We start from the raw sequence: 18,645 nt of genomic DNA on the forward strand, positions 1-18,645 counted from the left end.
CGCCACGGAAGTCGGTGGGACAAGGTCGAGCGACCTTGTCCGACACCGGTTCACCTTGGCAGGGTGAGCCGGCCGGTGCGGTGGTACCAGTGGTTGCCTGCGGCAAGGTGATCGATGATTGCCCGCTGCAGGGTGGTGTCTCGCGGCAGGCTCGACCGGTCGGCGTCCTGGCCGAACACTGCTTCGATCAGGAAGTCGTCGGCGTCGCCTGATTCGCCGGTCGGGGTGAAGCGTTGCTGGAACAGGATGATGTTGCTGTCCGGCGGCAGGTAGTCGTTGAGTTGCTCGTCCAGCAGCCAGGAGTGGCAGGTCACCTGCGGGTAGTCGGGGCCGTAGAACGCTGCCGCCTGAGCGAAGGAGTCGTCACATGCTTCAGGCGGCATCGGGCCGTCGCCGGGGATGTGGACCTCCAGCAGTCCCTCCGGCGTCGGCTCGAACTGGAACCGCCCCAGCCGGAGCAGCCGGCCGCGGAAGTGGTGGGCCAGCCAGTTCTGCTTGCCGGTCTGCGCCACCTTGTTGCCGAGGTCCGCCAAGCTGGCTCGCGATACTTCGTCCGAGACACCGTGGTCGGCATGCCAGCGCCGAACGTCCGGCGCGATCGTGGCGAAGGCCTGGAAGTAGAAGTAGCGCTGATCCAATGGCGGATCCGGCCACTCCTGCGACGGGGCGAGGGCCCCGATGTCGGCGCGCAGGGCGTCGCAGGTGTTCTGCAGTGCCTGCCATGCTTCTGGCGTCCGGTCCGGATCCGGCCAGGAGTCGACGATGTGCCCGAGGAAGCCCTCGGGCACACCTAGCCGGCGGAGTTCGGCAAGCCTCGGAGTCGACATATGTCTTCTACGATAAGCCCCGCAGTACTGGCTAACTGACGGTGAGAACCTTCGACGGCGTCTGCGTTCCCTGGTGGTCGGCGTCCGCGAGCCAGACGACGCGGTACGTGTAGGTACCGCGAGCAGCGGGCTTGATGCTGAAGGCGAACTTTCCGTTGGCCGTTACCTTGCCCGTGGTCACCGCGATCCACTTGGTGCCTGACTTCTGCTGCAGGTACGCCGTCGAGCCCGCGTGAGGCGGGTTCAGGTAGCCGTACAGCAGAGTGCTGGCACCGAGCTTGATCGCAGCCGGCGTCAGGTAGCCCGACATCGCGGGGCGCACGGCAACGGTGACAGCAGCGCTGCCTGAGCCCAGCAGGTCGGCTGAGCCGTTGTAGGCCCACATGTACGCCGTCGAGACGCCCGGCTTCTGCACCGAACTCACCGCGCCGGTCGCCGACGACATGACCGTTGCGACCGTCGTCCACTTCGACGCGTTGATCGCCTTGGAGTACAGCGTCACCGGTACGCCGGCCAGCGCCGCGCCGGTGTTGGCCTGCTTCACCTGGCTGCTCAGGGTGACCGATCCGGTGTACATGATCGAAGACGCGGAGGCGGCCGCCGTGGTCGAGGTGCCTGCGAGGAACTTGGAAGTGCCGGGGCTGTACTTGCCGAACTTGTCCTTCACCCAGGTCCGGAACGTGTAGCTCGTGCCGTTCACCAGTCCGGTAGCGGTGACAGCCGAAGCACTCGGACCCGCGTAGACCGCAGTACCGGCGGTCGGAAGGGCCGGCGCGACCCCGCCGTTGTTGCGGCGGACAACAACCTGGCTGATCGCCGTCGAGGCCGGCAGCGTCCAGCTCAGTACGGCGGAACCGTTGCGGCCGGTCGCGCCGAAGCCGGTCACGGCGGCCGGCGGTGCCGTCAGGTCCATCACGTTCTCGTCGATCTTGAGCGTCACGCCGTTGTACGTCGCGCTGACGTTGGCGGTCTGGTGCACCCGCTGGTGTGACGCCCAGTAGGTGGCGGGGATGAACCGGCTGGTGAGGTCAGGCTTGTTGCCCCAGTGGGCGAACCACAGGTTGTCCGGGCGCGTGTACGCAGTACTGGTGTAGGCGCTGGACAGGTCAACGCCACCAGAGGACGCGCTGACGTAGGCACCGCCGACGTACCCGCGGGTGTTGAGCTCCTGCGTCCAGCCGCTCAGGTACGACAGCACTGCCGCCTTGCATGCCGGGGTCGAGGTGTAGTGCTCGATGTCGCTGTAGATCGGGCTGCGCTGCGCGAAGCCGAGGTCCTGCGCCGCCACGACAGCCGCGGCCGCCGCGGCGCGCCCCTCGGCGAGTGCGGTCGCGGGGACCGACGACATCTTGCTCGCCAAGTTGGAGCACGGCGCCTGCTTGCCTGCGTCGATCAGCAGGAACTGCCAGCCATGTGCGTCCTGCTCGGTCACCCACGCCGGCGTCAGGTTGAACTGCTGGCACGCCCGCAGCCCACCGCTGATGTAGAGGCCGATGGCGTGGAACGGCGTGTTCGGCGCGCCCCAGGCGTTCATGGTGTCCTGGCTCGGCGTCGCGCAGGTGTCGAACGCGGGCCCCGTGATGTCGCGGGTCGCGACGATCGAGGGCGCCGCCACAGCCTTGCGAGGAGCCGGTACCGCTTGCGCCTTTGCCTTGGCCGTCACGCGCCCCGTACCGAGCACCTTGCGAGCGCCCTGGTCCGCGCCGGGCACGTAGTACGCCGTCGCCAGCACTCCAGCACTCCAGCGCCCTCGACGGCAACCTGGAGCTCACCATCGCTCGACCGAGCCGGCCCGCTCAACGGCGCCAGCACGAGCCCCTCGCTCCGACCGACCAGATGCGCTGGGCAATCAGCCTGCGCAGTACTGCGTCCTAGGTAGACCGCCGCCTGGTCGAAGCGCACGCAAGCGGTCGGATCCTTGTCCAGATCAACGACTGGCCAGGAGGCGGGCACCGTCACCTCGTACCCGCGGTACGAAACGACTTTGCTGTCCACCCCCTCGGCCGCTGCTCCGGCAACCAGCCCACCGACCAGCGCAACCACCGTCGACAACACAGCAGGTCTGACGAACCTCACGCACAACTCCTCACAGATGGCCCACCCCCGAACCTGGAAACCCTATCCAGGCAAAGGTTCCTTCCGGGCGTCTGAGTTCTGCAGCTTCCTGCAACTTGCCCGGGCTCTAGGCTGGCGATGTGAGCCTCGACATCCCAGACCAGGTCCGCAGGACGGTCATCGCCGACGGGAACGAAGCTTGGCTGGACGAGCTACCAGCGGTGGTCGACTCGCTGGCCCAGGAGTGGTCTCTGACAATCGGGTCCAGCTTCGCGGGCGGTCACGTCGCCCTGGTCGTCGAGGCAACGGTGGCTGACGGAACTCCGGCGGTCCTCAAGATCGGCATCCCCGGCCGGGACCTCAAGCCAGAGGCCGCGGCGCTGCGTCTGGCGAACGGAGAGGGATGCGCCAAGCTGTTAGGCGAAGACGTAGGTCGACAAGCACTTCTGCTGGAGCGCCTCGGGGCTCCGATGTCCGACGTGGTGGCCGACCCGGCCAGCCGCCACAACCTGCTGTGCGACGTGGCGGTTCGCCTGTGGCGTCCGATCGGTCCCGACGTCGACCTTCCGACCGGCGCGACGCTGGCAGCGCAGTACGCGGATCGGCTGCCAGAACTCTGGGAACTAGCGGGGCGACCGTGTACTCCGGCCACGGTCGCGGACGCTCTGGAGTGCATGAAGCGTCGTCGCCTCGCCCACGACGATCGGTCCGCGGTGCTGGTCCACGGTGATATCCACGAGCTGAATGCCCTGCAGGCGAGTGACGGCAGCTACAAGCTCATCGATCCACTCGGACTGCGGGCCGAACCGGCGTGTGATCTCGGCACCATCGTCCGCTGCACCCCAGATCTCGGCGATGACCTCCGGGAGCGGACCGAGCGGCTGGCAGCTCGCACGGGAGTGGATGCGACTGCCATCTGGGAATGGGGATCCATCCACCGAGTCTTCAGCGGCGTCTACGCCTGCAGCATCGGCTTCCAACCGTTCGGCAACCTGCTGCTGGCCGAAGCGGATCGCCTCACGGCCAACCACTAGCCCTGCAGGAAGTCCACCGTGCGCCGCTCTCCCACGAACTCTCCCCGCTCTTGCTGCTGGACGGGAGCTCAGGCCGGCCGCTGTCCTGTTGCTCGGTCAGTGCAGTGGCAGCGTCTGCACGGTGAAGGCCGGACTGGTCTGCGGGTCGCCGTACAGGTAGGTGTCCAGCTGTGAGTTGGTGACCAGGAGCCGGTTTCGGCTGATGGCGATACCGGTGGTGGTGTCGGCTCCGGGATAGGTGCGTTCGGCAACGACAGTGGCTCGGGTGAGGTCGCGGGAGAGCCGGACGGTGGCGATCTGGTTGCTCACCGAGCGGGCTAGGTAGAGAGTGTTTCCGCGCAGGACGATGCCGTCGGCGCTGGGCAGGGCCGATGCTGAGATCTGCCGTACTGCGCCAGTGGCGAGGGTCAGCCGGTAGAGCGCGCCGCTGTGCCAGTAGCCGATGATCAGGTTCTTGCCGTCGGGGGTGGCGACGATGCCGTTGCCGTTGGACTCGCCGGTCACGTAGTTCGGCAGATGGTAGGCAACTTCGAGGGTCCGGCGGATTCCGGTCGCGGGGGCGCGAACCTCGGCGGACGGGATCCGGTAGACCACAGCGCGGAAAGAGTCGGTGATGTAGACGTCGCCATCAGGAGTGACAGCCGCGTCGTTGACCAGGGTCTGCTCCCCCGTCGCAGGCACGGTGTAGCGAGCAACCAGCTTGCCTGCCGTGGAGTAGACGAAGAACTGGCCGGTGAAGGCGCCGGCGACCAGGAGCTGGTTGCCGGCGACCTTGATCCCGGTTGCCTGGGTGCGGCCGTCCTGACCGGCCGGCAGGAAGGGTTCGAGAGCTTTGGCGCCAACGCGTCCGCGGTAGACGGCGCCGTCACCGATGCTGGTGGTGTAGACGAAGTGGTTGTCGGCGGCAATGCTTTCGGGGAAGGCGTTGGGGCCGTTGACGGTGATCTGGTGTGGCGTCGCAGCGGACGCGGGAGCGGCAACCGCTGCCAGAGCGACCGAGGTTGCGGCGAGGGTGCGAAGCGCGAGGCGCCAAGGTTTGGTAGACATGTCAACTACGCTAGAACCTGACATCCGTGTGAGTTTCTACCGTCTGTGGCACAGCTCACGCCGTACGGCCGAAGGCCCGACGAGGAGCGTGGAGATGAAGATCGGCGAGCTCGCTCACCGCAGCGGGGTCAGCGTCAGATCGCTGCGGTACTACGAAGAACAAGGCCTGCTGGTGAGCGAGCGCAGCCCGGGCGGGCATCGCCAGTACCGGGAGGAAGCCCTCGAGCGGGTCGCGTTCGTCCAGCGCCTCTACGCCGCCGGACTGTCCAGCAGCACGATCCTCGAACTGCTTCCCTGCGTGGACACACCGAGCTTCGACACCTCCCTGGCCGCGCTCGACCGAATGGCCGTCGAACGCGAGCGACTCTCGGCCCACATCACCGAGTTGCTCGAGACCCGCGATGCGCTGGATCTGGCCATGGTCCGCGCTCGCAGTGCGCAGCCGAACCGGCAGCAACGCCCGCGGTGAGCACGGCGCAGCGCTTCACGAGGTCAGCAGCTCCGGTACGAAGAGGTCTTCGCAGGTCAGGCGGGTTCGCGACAGGCCCTGTTCGTGGTGGTAGCGCAGGAAGGTGTCGATCGCGACGCGGTTCTTCGCGACGCCGTACGGCCACCAGTCGTCCGACATCAGGCGACGGTTCTCGGCGAACAACTGGCTGATCCACGGCATCATCGAGGCCATCTGCTGTTTGAGTGCACCCTTGAGGTACTGCGCTGCCGCTAGATCCTTGGCCTTGGCAAACGCCGCGTAGACCGCCTCGACGAGGCCGGGTTGCCCGACGAGTTCTCTGCGGATCGCGACCAGGTGCATCGGCGGGAAGATGCCGGTACGGCGGAAGTAGTCGCGCTCGACCGACTCGTAGTCTCCGAACAGCCGGCGAATCTTCGAGGAGGAAGCGCCGGACACCAGGGCCTCGGGGACGTCGACCGAGATCAGCGCATCGATCTCTCCGGACTCCAGCAGGCCGGCCAGCGTCTGCCCTTCCGCGGCGTGCCGCACGTCCACTCCGTCGGGAACGGGTTGCGGGATCCAGTCGAACGACGGGATCGGGTGGTCGGTGCCGCCGATCACCCAGCGGCACTGGTCGGGCGTCACGCCGTACTCGTCACTGAGAATACCCTTCGGCCACACGCCCGCGTCGTGCCCGTAGAGCGCGAACTCGCCGATCGTCTTCCCAGCCAGGTCTTCTGGCTTGGTGATGCCGCTGTCGGCGTTAACGAAGATCGCCGAGTGGCGGAAGTTGCGGTTCGGGAAGATCGGCAACGCCAGGAACGGCGACTCGCCGGTGTCCCAGGTGCGCAGGGAGTAAGTGAGCCCGAGCTCGGCCACGTCGTACGAGCCTTGGACCATGGCTTGAAACAAGTCGGTGACCACCGGCGCGGTGTGCCAGGTCGCGTCGACACCGGCGATGTCGACGCTGCCGTCCAGCAGCGCTGCCGTGTGCTCGTAGCGGTACACCGCGAGGTCGAGTGCCAGGTCAGTCATCAGTGAGCTCCTTCGTCAGATCTTTACCGTGAATGAGCGTTCACTTTGACTGTGACCTCGCAGGCCTTCCCGTGTCAAGATGAATGCCTGTTCATTTTGACCACTCCGGAGGGACCCTGTGCCGCGGATCACCCAAGAACGCCGAGACGCCAACCGCGCCGCGATCGTCGCGGCCGCGCGGCGCTGCTTCTCGCGGCAGGGGTTCCACCAGACCTCGATGCCCGACATCGCTCGCGAGGCCGGGGTCTCGGCAGGAGCGTCGTACCGGTACTTCGCCGGCAAGGAAGACATCATTCTCGAGATCGCCGGCGAGACCTTCGCGATGATGTTCGCCCCGCTTCACCAAGTGGCCGGTGCAGCATCGGTCGCCGACCTGCTCGCCGCCACGGCCGATCCGATCAGCGGGGAGAGGGACCGCGATGCCGTCGGCGAGCTGCTGCGCTGCACGGTTCAGATCTGGGGCGAGCTGCTGACGAACGAGAGCATGCGGGAACGCGCGGCCGCCGGGTTCGAGCAGGCACGAGCCGATCTCGCGGACGCGCTACGGCGCGGACAGAGCGCCGGCACCGTTGCCGCCGAGGTCGATCCCGACCAGGCGGCGCGGGTGCTGATGGCGCTGCTGCACGGGCTGATTCTCCAGCGCGTTGCTTTCGGCCTCGATGACACCGCGGCCTTCGCCCGCGAGCTGCAGGTTCTGGTGTCTCAGGCAGGCGTCCTGACGCCGGGTGGGTCAGAGCTGAAGGATTAGGCGACGCAGAACTCGTTGCCCTCGGGGTCGAGCATCACGACGTGGGCAAGCACCCCGTCGTCCTCCACCTCCTCGCGCACGTAGGTGGCTCCGGCCGCCACCAACTCGGGGACGGTTGCCCGGATCAAGCGTTCGCGCTCGGCCATGTCCCACGGGCCTTCGCCTGCCACCCGTACGTCGATGTGCATCCGGTTCTTCGACGTCTTGCCCTCCGGCACCTGCAGGAAGCCGATCGCGGGGCCGACACCGTCGGGGTCGATGATCGAGGCGCCGAACGGGAAGTCGTAGCCGGGCTCCTTCACGTAGCCCAGCGCGCCGGCCCAGAATTCAGCCAGCTTCGCCGGATCGTTCGCGTCGCATCCCAGGGTCCAGTGTTTCGCCATTCCTGCACGGTAACGGCAATCCCGGATAATCCCCGTCCGCATGACCCGGCGGGTGCGCGGGCGCGGTACCGGACGGATGCCATGATGTCCGGCATGGAGCTGAAGATGTCGGCGTCGTACGACGCCACCCCTGAGGAAGTCTTCGCGATCGTCACCGACGCCACCTTCCGCGAGCAGGCCTGCGAGAAGACCAACGCGTTGTCGTACGACGTCAAGGTCAGCACGTCCGGCGGCGACACCGTCGTACGGGTCCAGCGCGAGATGGCGTCGGACGACGTACCGGATATCGCGCGCAAGTTCGTCGGCGGCACGTTGACCGTCGTGCAGACCGAGACCTGGCACCCGGCGAACGCCGACGGGTCGCGGAACGCCGATGTGAAGGGTGAGATCGCCGGTACGCCGGTCACCCTCAAGGGCACCGCCACCATCAGCGCGACCGGTGGCGAGACGGTGCAGGCGATCTCGCTGGACGTGAAGGTCGCGGTGCCGCTGATCGGCAAGAAGATCGAGCCGTTCGTGGTGGACGCGATCCGCAAGGGTCTGCAGAAGGAGCACGACCTCGGCCGCGACTGGCACGACGGCACCAACTGACCGCCTGACCTGGAAAAAATGGCGCGGATGCCGGCTCCCCTGCCGCCGGCAGCCGCGCCACCCCCAGACCTAGAGCGGCGGACCGAAGCCGCAGAGGACCCGCTTGGCATGCGCCGGGTCGAGCGCGTTCGCGACCAGCTGCGCGACCGTCGGGTCGAATGCCAGACCGACGTGGCCGACCGGATCGAGTGGGCAGGTGTCCTGGACGAACTGGTTCTTCACGCCCGCCTCCCGGATGAACGACGTCTCGTGCGGTGTCACCAGCGCGTCGAACCTCGACGCGATCACCGTGTACTTCACCCCCGGCTGGGCGATCGGGCCGGCGGTCAGCTTCGCCACCTCCGAGCCGCCGACGATGATCTCGTCGCAGGCCGGGCAGCCGAAGTCGCGCAGTACCTGGTCGACGAGCGGGCGCAGACCGAGGTAGTCGCCGACGCTGACCAGCCCGGCGAACGTCGTACCGTGCGTGGGCGGCGCGAGCGCGACCACCTTGCCGACCTTGCCGGCGTACCCACGGACCTTCGGGCCGTACAGGCTCTGGAAACCACCCTCGGAGTGGCCGACGATGTCGACCTTCGCGGCGCCGGTGCTCTGCCGGACGCGGTCGACGAACGCCTCGATCTGCGCTGCCGACTGGACGATCGAGATCGTGCCGCCGACCGGGATGAGCGGGGTCGCCTGGCCGTAGGTCAGCGTGTAGGCGCAGTAGCCTTTCGCCGCCAGGTACGGGCCGAGGAACGAGTAGTTGCCGGGGCCGTTGCCGCCCAGGCCGTGCAGCAGCACGAGGGGGTTCGGGTGTGCGGCCGAGGGCTTGCAGGACCAGTTGTCGAAGCCCGAGCTGGGCGCTGCGGCCTGCGCCGTGGCGGTGAAGCTGGTGGCGAGCATCGCGGCGGCCACCAGGCTCGCCGCAGTACGCCGGAGGACATTTCGCATAAACGGCTCCCGAGGGGCAGTGTCGTTCGGTGACGACGGGATGACCGACAGTGGAGCACGTCCAGGAGTTTGGAACAAGTCCTCGTGTTCATAACTCATCGACTGGTTGCCGACCTGCGACCGGGGGTAACGTCACGCCATGGGTCGAGTGATCAGAGGTCTGACAGCTGAGCAACGCAAAGCCGAGCGCCGGGAGCAGATCCTGGACGCCGCGCTCGACCTGATCGCCCAGCACGGGTACCTGGGCACCTCGATCGAGCAGATCTGCAGTACGGCGTACGTCGGGACGAAGAGCTTCTACGAGGTCTTCGACAACCGCGAGGACTGCTACGTCGCGCTGCTGCAGCGCACCTCGGAGCGGCTGATGGCGGACATGATGACCGTCGCGGCCGGTGCTCAGGGCAACGAACGCGAGGCGGTCCCGCGGATCATCGCCGCCTTCGCGCACGCTTTACTGGACGATCCGCGGGTCGCGCAGGTCACCTTCGGCCAGGCCGGCGGGATCTCCAAGACCGTCGAGCGGCAGCGGCGTACCAATCGCCGCTGGGCGGCCGGCTTCATGGAGCAGATCTGGGACCGGTACGACGCTCCGGCCGAGACCGACGAGGAGGTCGAGCCGCCGGACGAGCTGGACCGGCGCTCCCGGCACGCGGTCGCCATCGGGCTGATCGGCGGCTTCTTCGACCAGATCGCCGACTGGCTGCTCGACGCCGACGTCTACGCCCCCGACCAGGTGGAGATCCTGGTCGAGGACATGACGTCGTTCTACATCACCGTTCGCAGGGGTTTGGTCGTCTAGCCCTGCGGTCGTTTCAGCCCTGGTGCGGGTAGCGGTAGTCGGTCGGCGGGGCGAAGGTCTCCTTCATCGACCGCGGGCTGGCCCAGCGGATCAGGTTCCACATCGAGCCGGCCTTGTCGTTCGTGCCGCTCGCGCGGGCGCCACCGAACGGCTGCTGGCCGACGACCGCGCCGGTCGGCTTGTCGTTGACGTAGAAGTTGCCCGCGGCGAAGCGCAGGTACTCCGCGGCCTCGGCGACGGCGTGCCGGTCCTGCGCGATGACGGCGCCGGTCAGCCCGTACGGTGCCGAGCTCTCCATCTGCTGCATGACCTGGTGGAAGTCGCCGTCCTCGTAGACGTGCACGCCGAGGATCGGGCCGAAGTACTCGGTGTTGAAGATCTCGTCGGTCGGGTCGTCGGAGACCAGCAGGGTCGGCCGGACGAAGTACCCCTCGGAGTCGTCGTAGGTGCCGCCGGCCAGGACCTCGATACCGGCCGACTGCTGGGCCCGGTCGAGCGCCGCCTTGTGCTTGGCGAACGCGCGGTCGTCGATCACGGCGCCGATGAAGTTCGACAGGTCGGTGACGTCGCCCATCGTGAGCGAGTCGGTCTCGGCGGCGATGTCGTCGCGGATCTGGTTCCACACGCTGCGCGGCACGTACGAGCGGCTGGCGGCCGAGCACTTCTGGCCCTGGTACTCGAAGGCGCCGCGGACCATCGCGGTCTTCAGCACCGCCGGGTCGGCCGACGGGTGGGCCAGGATGAAGTCCTTGCCGCCGGTCTCGCCGACCAGCCGCGGGTAGGTCTTGTACCCCGCGATGTTGGCGCCGACCGTGCCCCAGAGGCTCTGGAAGGTCTTGGTCGAGCCGGTGAAGTGGATGCCGGCCAGGTCGGGGTGGGTCAGCGCGGCCTTGCTGACGTCGATGCCGTCGCCGGTGACCAGGTTGATCACACCGGCGGGCAGACCGGCGGCCTCGAGCAGCCGCATCGTCCAGTGCGCCGCGAACTGCTGGGTCGGCGACGGCTTCCAGACCACCGTGTTGCCCATCAGCGCGGGCGCGGTCGGCAGGTTGCCGGCGATCGCGGTGAAGTTGAACGGGGTGATCGCGTAGACGAAGCCCTCGAGCGGGCGGTAGTCGACCCGGTTCCAGATCCCCGGCGAGGAGATCGGCTGGTCGCTGATGATGTTGCGCGCGAACGCGACGTTGAAGCGCAGGAAGTCGATGAACTCGCAGGCGGCGTCGATCTCGGCCTGCTGGGCCGTCTTCGACTGACCGAGCATGGTGGCCGCGTTCAGGGTGTCGCGCCACGGGCCGGCCAGCAGGTCGGCGGCCTTGAGGAAGACCGCGGCGCGGTCGTCGAAGGACAGCGCGCGCCAGGCCGGAGCCGCCGCGAGCGCCGCGTCGACGGCCGCCTTGCCGTCGGCCTCGGTGGCGTTACCGAGGGTGCCGAGCACGTGCGCGTGCTTGTGCGGCTGAACGACCTGGAACGTCGACCCGCCACCGAGCCGCTGCTCGCCGCCGATCGTGCAGGTCAGGTCGATCGCCCCGGCCGCGTTGAACTCCTTGAGCTTCGCCTCCAGGCTGCCCCGCTCGGGCGAACCGGGCGCATACCCACGGACTGTCTCGTTGATCGGGGTGGGTACTGCGGTGACGGCATCCATGGTGTGCGGTGCTCCTCGGTCGGCTCGACTGGTTCTCAGCTGGCGCCTTCATGGTGCCATGTCCAACCACAGACCACGAACCTGACAGGTCTTACTCAGACCTCCGCCCAGGACCCCTCGTGAGGTGTCCTGGGCGGAGTGTGATCAAGCCGACTTCTTAGCTGCCTTCTTGGCTGCGGTCTTCTTCGCTGGAGCTGCCTTCTTGGCGGCTGCCGTCTTCTTGGCCGGGGCCGCCTTCTTGGCCGGGGTCTTCTTCGCGGGTGAGGCGTCGCCCTGACCGCCACCACCGGAACCACCGGCGGCGCGGCGGGCCTTGGCTGCCTCGACGGAGGCACGGAGCGCGGCGACCAGGTCGACGACCTCGGCGCCCTCGGTCTCCTCTTCTTCCGCCTCGGCCGGCATCGGGACGCCGGCGGCCTTGGCCTCGACGACCTGCTCCAGCGCATGCCGGTACTCGTCGTGGTACTGGTCCGGGTCGAACTCGCCGCGCAGGGTGTCGATGTAGGACTCGGCCATCGCCTTCTCCTGCTTGCGGATCTCCACGTCCTCGTCGGGCGCGGCGAAGGAGGAGTCGCGTACCTCGTCCGGCCAGAGCATCACCTGCAGGATCAGCACGTTCTCGTGGGTCCGGAGCAGGCCGAGGCTCTCCCGCGACCGCAGCGCGACCTTCACCAGCGCGTACAGCTCGGAGCCCTCGAGCGCGTCCCGGAGCAGCACGTACGGCTTGGCGCCCGGACCGCCGTCGGCGGCGAGGTAGTACGACTTGCCCAGGTAGAGCGGGTCCACCTGGTCGGCCGGCACGAACTCCAGTACGTCGATGACCTTCTTGCTGGACAGCGGCAGGTCGGCGAAGTCGTCCGGCTCGAGCACCACCATCCGGCCGTCGGCCATCTCGTAGCCCTTGCCGATATCGGAGTACGGGACCTCCTTGCCGCACTCCTGGCAGGTCCGTTTGTACCGGATCCGGCCACCGTCCTCGGTGTGCACCTGCCGGAAGGAGATGTCCTTCTCCTCCGTCGCCGAGAACACCTTGATCGGGATCGTCACCATCCCGAACGAGATGGCGCCCTTCCAGATCGCCTGCATCGCCATCAGCTCCCTGTCAGTTCGTCGCCCGAGTCATCGACCGAGCCGGTTCAACCGGTCAGGCCCGGTGCCCGCCGTGCGGACCCTCAGCCGCGAGGAAGTCCGGGATCTCCTGTGTCGCGTACCACAGCAGGTCTTCACCTTCGCACGAGTCGAGGGCGAAAACAGCGTCTTCATGGGCCGGATTCGCGGTGTCACCCTGCGCCACGTCCCACAGCTCGGCGGCCTTGGCGATCACCTCGACGGCATCCTTGCTGTCCAGATGCGCCGCGGCGACGGCCGACCACGGCACCACCACGTGCAGCTCCAGCCGGGCATCCCCCAGCTGAACCGTCCCATCGGCCGGCGGCACCGCAGACACCTCGCAGGCGACCACTACGCGCCTCCGGGCGGCGTCAGGGTCAGCCGCGAGCAGGCCGACCGACGCGCGAGCGGCCTGCGCCATCGCGGCGTACTCGAGCTCCTCGTCGTCCGCGGTCGCGAACCACTCCCGCAGCGCCGGCGTCACGGCGTACGCGAGCTGTGGCGCGGGACCGAACTCCCCCGAATGACAGGCGGCGTCGAGCCGGGGGATGGTGGATGGGATGTAGACCCTCATGACTCCGCCTTCTTGGGACTGCGTGGCTTCTTGCGACCACGCGATGCGCGGCTACGGCTGCCCTTCGTGGTGTCCAGCAGCTCGTCCAGCGCGTCGGTGACGCACTGGGCGAAGACGGCCAGATCGGGCATCGCGGTCCGGTCCGCGTTCAGCCCGAAGGACACCTTGCCGTCGTACGACGTGACTCCCACGGACAAACCCTGCCCTGGCATCAACGGCACCACCGGGTACGACGCCAGCATCGGCGCGCCCTGGGCGTACAGCGGGAACTGCGGACCCGGAACGTTGGTGATCACCACGTCGTCGATCGGCCGCACGGTCTCGGTCGCCACCCGCGCCGCGAGGGCGTGCAGGGTGGTCGGCGCGAAGCCGGCGATCCCGACCAGCGAGCGGGCGCTGACGGCTCGCCCAGTGTCCTTGTGCACCTTGGTCTGGTACGAGATCTGGTGCAGCCGCATCACCGGGGAGTTCTCCCCGACCGGCAGGTTCACCGTCGAGGCGATCACCCGTGAGCCGAGCGACGTCGGCTCCTCGTCATCGTCGTCCCGGATGCTCACCGGTACGACGGCGCGCACGCCGCGGGTCGGGCTGACCGACTCGCCCCGGGTCATCATCCAGGCCCGGAGCGCACCGGCCACCACGGCCAGGATCACGTCGTTGACCGTGCCGCCATGCATCGCCCGGACGGCCCGATAGTCCTCGAGATCCGTCTGGACCGTGGTGAATCGGCGCTGCCCGGAGGTCTTCACGTGCAGCGAGCTCTCCTGAACGTGGCGCTGGGCAACCACCGAGCCGACCACGTCGCCGAGCACCTCCCGCACCGACGTCGAGCCGGTCAGGCTGGCCATCTCGGCGCGCGCCAGCTCCAGCACCGCGGTCGGGTGCCGGGTCGCATCGGCGAAGACGCCCGCGAGCAGCTCCAGCGCCGACGGCGGGTGGGCAGGCTGCCAGGTGTCGGTCGGGGTGTCGCGCGGGTGCGCGGTGGCATCCAGGACGACCTGGCCGATGTCGACCGTGCTGTTGCCGTCGACAAGCGCTTGGTGCGACTTCGAGATGATCGCGAACCGGTCACCCTGCAGGCCCTCGACCAGATACATCTCCCACAGCGGCCGGGCCCGGTCGAGCCGGCGCGACATGATCCGCGCGACCAGCTCCAGCAGCTGGGCGTGCGTGCCGGGGCGCGGCAGCGCGGACCGGCGTACGTGGAAGGTGATGTCGAATTCCTCGTCGTCGACCCAGATCGGCCCGGCGAACCGGCCGGGCACGTGCTGGATCCGCTGCCGGTACCGCGGGACGAAGGCGATCCGGTCGCGGATCAGCGCGACCAGGCTCTCGTAGTCGAATCCGTCGTCCCCGTGCACCGGCGGCTCGAAGATGTCCACCGTGCCGACGTGCATCGGCGTGGCCGCGCTCTCGGCCTTCAGAAAGGTCAGGTCCAGCGACGTCAACCGGTCCGGCATCGCGGGCCCTCCTTCTGCCTGGTGGCGCTGTGTCCAGTCACCCTAACCGGGGCCGCCGACAGCAGGCTGCGACACTGGCCTGGAACGGCGAACATGGCTGTCAGCGATCGTGACACGACTGATGGTGCATACCGGGAACACTGGGGCCCGGACGTTCGTCAGGCAAGAGGGCGTGTCGTGCGCCCGGCAGACTGAATCTCCTTGAAAGGCCCCTCGCATCATGCGTTCGACGTTCTCCCGCGGTACCGCGCTCGCGCTCCTGCCCGCTCTCGGCATGCTGGTCCTGGCCGGCTGCGGCGACGACTCCGGGGCCGGCGCGACTCCGAGCAGCACCCCGTCGACCGCGCCCTCCTCGGCCCCGTCCTCCGCGCCGTCGTCGGCGCCGACCGAGACCCCGAGCGGCCCGGCCAGCACGCCGAACACCAAGGCGCCGTCGAACACCGCCGACCCGTCCGGCGAGCAGGCCGACGTGACCGTCAACGTCACCGTTGCCAACGGCAAGGTCAACCCGAGCGGCTCGGCGATCAAGGTGAAGGCGGGCCAGAGCGTGCTGATCACCGCGGTCAGCGACGCCGAGGAGGAGCTGCACCTGCACGGCTACGACAAGGAGCTCGAGCTGGCGCCGGGCAAGCCCACCTCGGTCAAGTTCACCGCGGACATGAAGGGCACCTTCGAGCTCGAGACGCACAAGAGCGGCAAGCTGGTCGCCAAGCTCGTCGTTTCCTGACCCGCGGCTGTGATGTCTCTTCTGCTGCCGCTGCACGGTATCGGCGGCCGGCAAGACCTGCCCATCCCGTTCGGGCTGGCCGTCGGCGGCGCCGGGGTCGCGATCGCGCTCTCCTTCGTCGTGCTCGGGCTGGCCTGGCGTACGCCGAAGTACCGGGGCGACAAGTCCGGCAAGCCGTTGCCGGACGCAATCACCCGGACGGTGGACGCGCCGGGCTTCCGCTGGTTCGTCCGGATCGTCGGGCTGGCCACCTTCCTGTACGCGATGGTCGCGCTGATGTTCGGCGTGGACCGGCTGACCAACCCGATCTTCGGGTTCGTCTACATCCTGGTCTGGGTCGGCCTGGTGCCGATCTCGCTGCTGCTCGGACCGGTCTGGCGCACGCTCAACCCGTTGCGTACGATCCATCTGCTGCTCAGCAAGGCGCTCCGGCAGCCTCCGTCGCAAGGCGTGCTCCCGCTGCCGAAGTGGCTCGGACTGTGGCCTGCCGCGCTCGGCGTGTTCGCCTTCACCTGGCTCGAGCTGGTCGCGCCGGATCGCGCGACCCTGCCGGTGCTGCAGGCCTGGCTCGCGTTGTACGTCGTGATCACGCTGTTCGGCGCGATCCTGTTCGGCGACCGCTGGTTCTCCACCGCCGACCCGTTCGAGGTCTACGCGACCCTGATGGCGCGGATGTCCCCCTGGGGCCGCCGCGACGACGGCAAGCTGGTACTCCGCCGCCCGCTGGAGAACCTGGACGGCCTGAAGGCGCAACCCGGCCTGGTCGGCATGGTCGCGGCGCTGCTCGGCTCCACGGCGTACGACGGCTTCTCCAACTCGACCGCCTGGATCGGCTGGGCGCAGAGCACCGACTACTCGATGACCACGCTCGGCACCCTCGCGCTGATCGCCTTCATCCTGTTCGTGCTGGTGACGTACTCGAGCGCCACCCTGCTGGCCGGCCGCTTGTCCGACAGCTCCCGTACCGCGCTGCCCGGCCTGTTCGCGCACTCCGTAGTACCGATCGCCTTCGGGTACGTCGTCGCGCACTACCTGACGCTGCTCATCCTGGAGGGCCAGCGCACGCTGATCTACCTCAGCGATCCGTTCTCCAACGGCGCCAACATCTTCGGCACCGGCCTGCTCGGCCTGAACACCGGAATCACCAACCACAGCACCACGATCTCCGTGATCCAGGTGCTCGCGGTCGTCTCCGGCCACCTGATGGGCGTCGTCTCCGCGCATGACCGGGCGGTTGCCCTCTTCCCCCGCCACAAGGCGTTGGCCGGCCAACTCCCGTTGCTGGTCGTCATGGTCGGCTACACCATCGGCGGCCTGCTCCTGCTGTTCTCGTCTTAGCTGGCAGGCTGTTTCGGGAGGGACCTGCTGGTGTAGGCGAGGGTGAGGAACGCCAGCAGGCCCAGGATCAGGTGGGAGTTGCCGGGGATGGACTGCCAGAAGGTCCAGCTGAGTTCGCGGTCGTCGCGGAACGGGACCCACCAGATCGACCTGAGCATGAACAGCCCGTACCAAAGGATGCCGGTGACGAGGGCGGGGCGGGTGCCCCACTCGCGGTGGACGGCGCGGATCAGGCTGATGCCGAGCGGGATGATCCAGACCCAGTGGTGGCTCCAGGAGACCGGCGAGGCGTAGAGGACGGCCAGGGCCATCACGGAGATCGCGGTGACCCGGTCGTCGGCCAGCCAGTACCGGCGGGCCAGCCAGAGCACCAGCAGGCCGAAGATTGCCGAGAGCAAGAACCAGGCGGGCTCCACCCAGGACGCCTCGTCGCCGAGCCGGGTGAGGAAGCCCCGGAACGACTGGTTGGCCGTGTAGGCCAGGCCGCCGACCCGATTGGCGTTGCGGATGACAACGGTCCAGTACTCCCAGGACTGGTTCGGCACGACGGCGAATCCGACCGCCATCGTCGCGACCAGCCCGAGCAGCGCGTTGCGGAACGCCCGCCACTGCTTGGTGATCAGCAGGAACGCCAGGAACGGCAGCGGTGTCAGCTTCACGCCGATCGTCACGCCGACCCAGAAGCCGCGCCACTTCGCGTCCTTCGGCCGGACCAGGTCGAGCAGGATCATTGCGGTCAGCAACAAGTTGATCTGGCCGAACTGGATCGTCTGCCAGACCGGCTCGAGCAGCAGCGACACCGCCGTCAACGCAGCCAGTACTGCGATCCGCCGGTCGCGCCACTGGTCCGGGACGAGGGTCCAGGCGTTCGCAGGCAACGCGGCCCGCCAGATCAGCGCGATGCAGAGCACCGAGATCGTGGTCCACACGACCAGGGCGACGCCCCACGGCAGTGCGGCCAGCGGCAGCATCGCGATCGCCGCGAACGGTGGGTAGGTGAACGGCAGACCCGAGCCAGGCAGCTGAGCGTCGTACAGGGAGGCGCGGTCGAGCAGCACCGAGCCGCCCATCCGGTAGACGCGGAGGTCGATCATGCCGTCGAACAGTCCGTAGGCCCAGGCGCCGAGGGCGACCAGGGCCGCGCAACCGACGATGGCGGCGACCAGCCAGCGGCGGTCCGTGGTGGGAGAGGTGGTGGTCATGGTCACGTCAGGTCGACCCCGAAGAGCGCTTCCAGCTCGCCCCTCGTCTGGTCGTACGAGGTGTGCAGGATGGCGGTGATGCCCAGCTCGCGGGCCGCGACGACGTTCATCTCCATGTCGTCGACGAAAACGCACTCCTCCGGCCGCAGGACGAGCCGCTCGGCGGCCAGGTGGTAGATCTCCGGCTCCGGCTTGCGCAGGTGCACCTCGCCGGAGATGACGATGTCGTCGAACATGCCGTCCCAGGTCTCCCGCGGGTAGGTGTTGCCCCAGGAGTTCGAGAGCAGCGCGGTCTTGATGCCGTGCCCGCGGGCCCGCCGGATCAGCGCCGACATCTGCGGCTGGTGCTCGAAGTGCGCGAACATCCGCTCCAGCAGTCCCTCGGCCTGGACCTCGCCACCGTCGCGGCGGACCAGCATCGCGGCCAGTTTGCGCTCGAAGTCGGGGACCGCGATCTGGCCGCGCTCGAGCGCGTGGATCGGGTTCACCTCGGACTCGACCGGGCTGGCGGAGAGCAGGTCGACCATCGCCCGGTAGTAGGCGTCGAAGTCGAGATCGTCCAACTCGGCCCATTGGCGCAGGGCTTCGTCCAGACCGGAGGTGAGCACTCCACCCCAGTCGACCAGCAGGCCCCGCAGTACGGGCGTGTCGTCAGGCATGCGCGCAAGACTACTCAGGACAAGGTGACG

The 18,645-nt window shown here is 68.2% G+C and carries 20 protein-coding genes; 7 read left to right on the forward strand and 13 right to left on the reverse strand.

Annotated elements, in window-relative coordinates; translation table 11 throughout:
- Positions 1-50 precede the first annotated feature (50 nt).
- Genes AB0P21_RS12060 through AB0P21_RS12070 form a run of 3 tightly spaced genes read right to left on the reverse strand, consistent with a single transcriptional unit; the run spans position 51 to position 2,903 of the window.
- Entirely contained in the window at positions 51-827 is a 777-nt protein-coding gene (locus AB0P21_RS12060; RefSeq protein WP_363695928.1) for an acyltransferase domain-containing protein, read from the reverse strand.
- Between the two features lie 31 nt (positions 828-858).
- Entirely contained in the window at positions 859-2,559 is a 1,701-nt protein-coding gene (locus AB0P21_RS12065; protein ID WP_363695930.1) for a DUF1906 domain-containing protein, read from the reverse strand.
- Positions 2,487-2,903 carry a hypothetical protein gene (locus AB0P21_RS12070; RefSeq protein WP_363695931.1) on the reverse strand — a complete coding sequence of 139 codons (417 nt, stop codon included), beginning with the start codon at positions 2,901-2,903 and terminating at the stop codon, positions 2,487-2,489. The genes AB0P21_RS12065 and AB0P21_RS12070 overlap by 73 nt, the downstream gene beginning before the upstream one ends.
- Before the next feature lie 119 nt (positions 2,904-3,022).
- Between AB0P21_RS12070 and AB0P21_RS12075 the strand changes: the two genes are divergently transcribed.
- A complete protein-coding gene (locus AB0P21_RS12075) occupies positions 3,023-3,916 on the forward strand; it encodes an aminoglycoside phosphotransferase family protein (RefSeq protein ID WP_363695932.1) in 894 nt (297 codons plus the stop codon).
- Positions 3,917-4,012: 96 nt separating this feature from the next.
- Here the strand turns inward: AB0P21_RS12075 and AB0P21_RS12080 are convergent, their stop codons facing one another.
- Positions 4,013-4,963: a hypothetical protein gene (locus AB0P21_RS12080; RefSeq protein ID WP_363695933.1), complete on the reverse strand. Its 951-nt coding sequence runs from the start codon at positions 4,961-4,963 to the stop codon at positions 4,013-4,015.
- Between the two features lie 94 nt (positions 4,964-5,057).
- Here AB0P21_RS12080 and AB0P21_RS12085 point away from each other — a divergent pair, with 94 nt between their 5' ends.
- Positions 5,058-5,432: a MerR family transcriptional regulator gene (locus AB0P21_RS12085; RefSeq protein ID WP_363695934.1), complete on the forward strand. Its 375-nt coding sequence runs from the start codon at positions 5,058-5,060 to the stop codon at positions 5,430-5,432.
- A 15-nt stretch (positions 5,433-5,447) separates the two neighbouring features.
- Here the strand turns inward: AB0P21_RS12085 and AB0P21_RS12090 are convergent, their stop codons facing one another.
- Positions 5,448-6,449, reverse strand: a complete 1,002-nt coding sequence (locus tag AB0P21_RS12090; RefSeq protein ID WP_363695936.1) for a PhnD/SsuA/transferrin family substrate-binding protein — start codon at positions 6,447-6,449, stop codon at positions 5,448-5,450.
- Positions 6,450-6,567: 118 nt separating this feature from the next.
- Here AB0P21_RS12090 and AB0P21_RS12095 point away from each other — a divergent pair, with 118 nt between their 5' ends.
- Positions 6,568-7,197, forward strand: coding sequence for a TetR/AcrR family transcriptional regulator (locus AB0P21_RS12095; RefSeq protein ID WP_363695937.1), 630 nt, complete (start codon positions 6,568-6,570; stop codon positions 7,195-7,197).
- Here the strand turns inward: AB0P21_RS12095 and AB0P21_RS12100 are convergent.
- Complete coding sequence (locus AB0P21_RS12100; protein WP_363695939.1) at positions 7,194-7,580, reverse strand: VOC family protein; 387 nt, start codon at positions 7,578-7,580, stop codon at positions 7,194-7,196. The genes AB0P21_RS12095 and AB0P21_RS12100 overlap by 4 nt on opposite strands.
- Before the next feature lie 93 nt (positions 7,581-7,673).
- Here AB0P21_RS12100 and AB0P21_RS12105 point away from each other — a divergent pair, with 93 nt between their 5' ends.
- The gene (locus tag AB0P21_RS12105; protein ID WP_363695940.1) at positions 7,674-8,171 is read left to right on the forward strand and encodes a DUF2505 domain-containing protein; all 498 of its coding nucleotides are present in this window, start codon (positions 7,674-7,676) and stop codon (positions 8,169-8,171) included.
- Positions 8,172-8,240: 69 nt separating this feature from the next.
- Here AB0P21_RS12105 and AB0P21_RS12110 read toward each other — a convergent pair whose 3' ends face one another.
- Positions 8,241-9,104: an alpha/beta fold hydrolase gene (locus AB0P21_RS12110; protein WP_363695942.1), complete on the reverse strand. Its 864-nt coding sequence runs from the start codon at positions 9,102-9,104 to the stop codon at positions 8,241-8,243.
- A 139-nt stretch (positions 9,105-9,243) separates the two neighbouring features.
- On the opposite strand from AB0P21_RS12110, the gene AB0P21_RS12115 reads away from it, so the two are divergent.
- The gene (locus AB0P21_RS12115) at positions 9,244-9,903 is read left to right on the forward strand and encodes a TetR/AcrR family transcriptional regulator (RefSeq protein ID WP_363695943.1); all 660 of its coding nucleotides are present in this window, start codon (positions 9,244-9,246) and stop codon (positions 9,901-9,903) included.
- Between the two features lie 13 nt (positions 9,904-9,916).
- Here AB0P21_RS12115 and pruA read toward each other — a convergent pair whose 3' ends face one another.
- The 4 genes from pruA to AB0P21_RS12135 all read right to left on the reverse strand — a co-directional run bounded on the left by pruA (position 9,917) and on the right by AB0P21_RS12135 (position 14,689).
- Positions 9,917-11,545 (reverse strand): L-glutamate gamma-semialdehyde dehydrogenase, encoded by a 1,629-nt coding sequence (pruA, locus tag AB0P21_RS12120; protein ID WP_363695945.1) that lies wholly within the window; start codon positions 11,543-11,545, stop codon positions 9,917-9,919.
- Between the two features lie 144 nt (positions 11,546-11,689).
- Positions 11,690-12,631, reverse strand: a complete 942-nt coding sequence (locus AB0P21_RS12125) for a Ku protein (RefSeq protein WP_363695947.1) — start codon at positions 12,629-12,631, stop codon at positions 11,690-11,692.
- A gap of 58 nt (positions 12,632-12,689) precedes the next feature.
- A complete protein-coding gene (locus AB0P21_RS12130; protein WP_363695948.1) occupies positions 12,690-13,229 on the reverse strand; it encodes a hypothetical protein in 540 nt (179 codons plus the stop codon).
- On the reverse strand, positions 13,226-14,689 hold the full coding sequence (locus tag AB0P21_RS12135) for a wax ester/triacylglycerol synthase family O-acyltransferase (protein WP_363695950.1): 1,464 nt from the start codon (positions 14,687-14,689) through the stop codon (positions 13,226-13,228). The genes AB0P21_RS12130 and AB0P21_RS12135 overlap by 4 nt, the downstream gene beginning before the upstream one ends.
- A gap of 220 nt (positions 14,690-14,909) precedes the next feature.
- On the opposite strand from AB0P21_RS12135, the gene AB0P21_RS12140 reads away from it, so the two are divergent.
- Positions 14,910-15,416 (forward strand): cupredoxin domain-containing protein, encoded by a 507-nt coding sequence (locus AB0P21_RS12140; protein WP_363695952.1) that lies wholly within the window; start codon positions 14,910-14,912, stop codon positions 15,414-15,416.
- Positions 15,417-15,428: 12 nt separating this feature from the next.
- Entirely contained in the window at positions 15,429-16,754 is a 1,326-nt protein-coding gene (locus tag AB0P21_RS12145) for a hypothetical protein (RefSeq protein ID WP_363695953.1), read from the forward strand.
- On the opposite strand, the gene AB0P21_RS12150 is transcribed toward AB0P21_RS12145, so the two are convergent.
- Together AB0P21_RS12150 and AB0P21_RS12155 are read right to left on the reverse strand one after the other, a co-directional pair.
- Positions 16,751-17,956, reverse strand: a complete 1,206-nt coding sequence (locus tag AB0P21_RS12150; protein WP_363696488.1) for a glycosyltransferase 87 family protein — start codon at positions 17,954-17,956, stop codon at positions 16,751-16,753. The two genes, AB0P21_RS12145 and AB0P21_RS12150, sit on opposite strands and share 4 nt — an antisense overlap.
- Before the next feature lie 2 nt (positions 17,957-17,958).
- The gene (locus AB0P21_RS12155) at positions 17,959-18,615 is read right to left on the reverse strand and encodes an HAD family phosphatase (RefSeq protein WP_363695955.1); all 657 of its coding nucleotides are present in this window, start codon (positions 18,613-18,615) and stop codon (positions 17,959-17,961) included.
- Positions 18,616-18,645: the final 30 nt, after the last annotated feature.

Origin of the sequence: Kribbella sp. NPDC056861, assembly GCF_040687575.1 — a bacterium.
Classification (GTDB): Bacteria; Actinomycetota; Actinomycetes; order Propionibacteriales; family Kribbellaceae; genus Kribbella.

What these genes read in the sequence shown, in the direction of transcription:
- AB0P21_RS12155 (WP_363695955.1), bottom strand. Translation starts at nt 18,615, where the DNA reads ATGCCTGACGACACGCCCGTACTGCGGGGCCTGCTGGTCGACTGGGGT.
- AB0P21_RS12130 (WP_363695948.1), bottom strand. Translation starts at nt 13,229, where the DNA reads ATGAGGGTCTACATCCCATCCACCATCCCCCGGCTCGACGCCGCCTGT.
- AB0P21_RS12110 (WP_363695942.1), bottom strand. Translation starts at nt 9,104, where the DNA reads ATGCGAAATGTCCTCCGGCGTACTGCGGCGAGCCTGGTGGCCGCCGCG.
- AB0P21_RS12135 (WP_363695950.1), bottom strand. Translation starts at nt 14,689, where the DNA reads ATGCCGGACCGGTTGACGTCGCTGGACCTGACCTTTCTGAAGGCCGAG.
- AB0P21_RS12100 (WP_363695939.1), bottom strand. Translation starts at nt 7,580, where the DNA reads ATGGCGAAACACTGGACCCTGGGATGCGACGCGAACGATCCGGCGAAG.
- AB0P21_RS12090 (WP_363695936.1), bottom strand. Translation starts at nt 6,449, where the DNA reads ATGACTGACCTGGCACTCGACCTCGCGGTGTACCGCTACGAGCACACG.
- AB0P21_RS12080 (WP_363695933.1), bottom strand. Translation starts at nt 4,963, where the DNA reads ATGTCTACCAAACCTTGGCGCCTCGCGCTTCGCACCCTCGCCGCAACC.
- AB0P21_RS12150 (WP_363696488.1), bottom strand. Translation starts at nt 17,956, where the DNA reads ATGACCACCACCTCTCCCACCACGGACCGCCGCTGGCTGGTCGCCGCC.
- AB0P21_RS12125 (WP_363695947.1), bottom strand. Translation starts at nt 12,631, where the DNA reads ATGCAGGCGATCTGGAAGGGCGCCATCTCGTTCGGGATGGTGACGATC.
- AB0P21_RS12105 (WP_363695940.1), top strand. Translation starts at nt 7,674, where the DNA reads ATGGAGCTGAAGATGTCGGCGTCGTACGACGCCACCCCTGAGGAAGTC.
- AB0P21_RS12115 (WP_363695943.1), top strand. Translation starts at nt 9,244, where the DNA reads ATGGGTCGAGTGATCAGAGGTCTGACAGCTGAGCAACGCAAAGCCGAG.
- AB0P21_RS12085 (WP_363695934.1), top strand. Translation starts at nt 5,058, where the DNA reads ATGAAGATCGGCGAGCTCGCTCACCGCAGCGGGGTCAGCGTCAGATCG.
- pruA (WP_363695945.1), bottom strand. Translation starts at nt 11,545, where the DNA reads ATGGATGCCGTCACCGCAGTACCCACCCCGATCAACGAGACAGTCCGT.
- AB0P21_RS12140 (WP_363695952.1), top strand. Translation starts at nt 14,910, where the DNA reads ATGCGTTCGACGTTCTCCCGCGGTACCGCGCTCGCGCTCCTGCCCGCT.
- AB0P21_RS12145 (WP_363695953.1), top strand. Translation starts at nt 15,429, where the DNA reads ATGTCTCTTCTGCTGCCGCTGCACGGTATCGGCGGCCGGCAAGACCTG.
- AB0P21_RS12060 (WP_363695928.1), bottom strand. Translation starts at nt 827, where the DNA reads ATGTCGACTCCGAGGCTTGCCGAACTCCGCCGGCTAGGTGTGCCCGAG.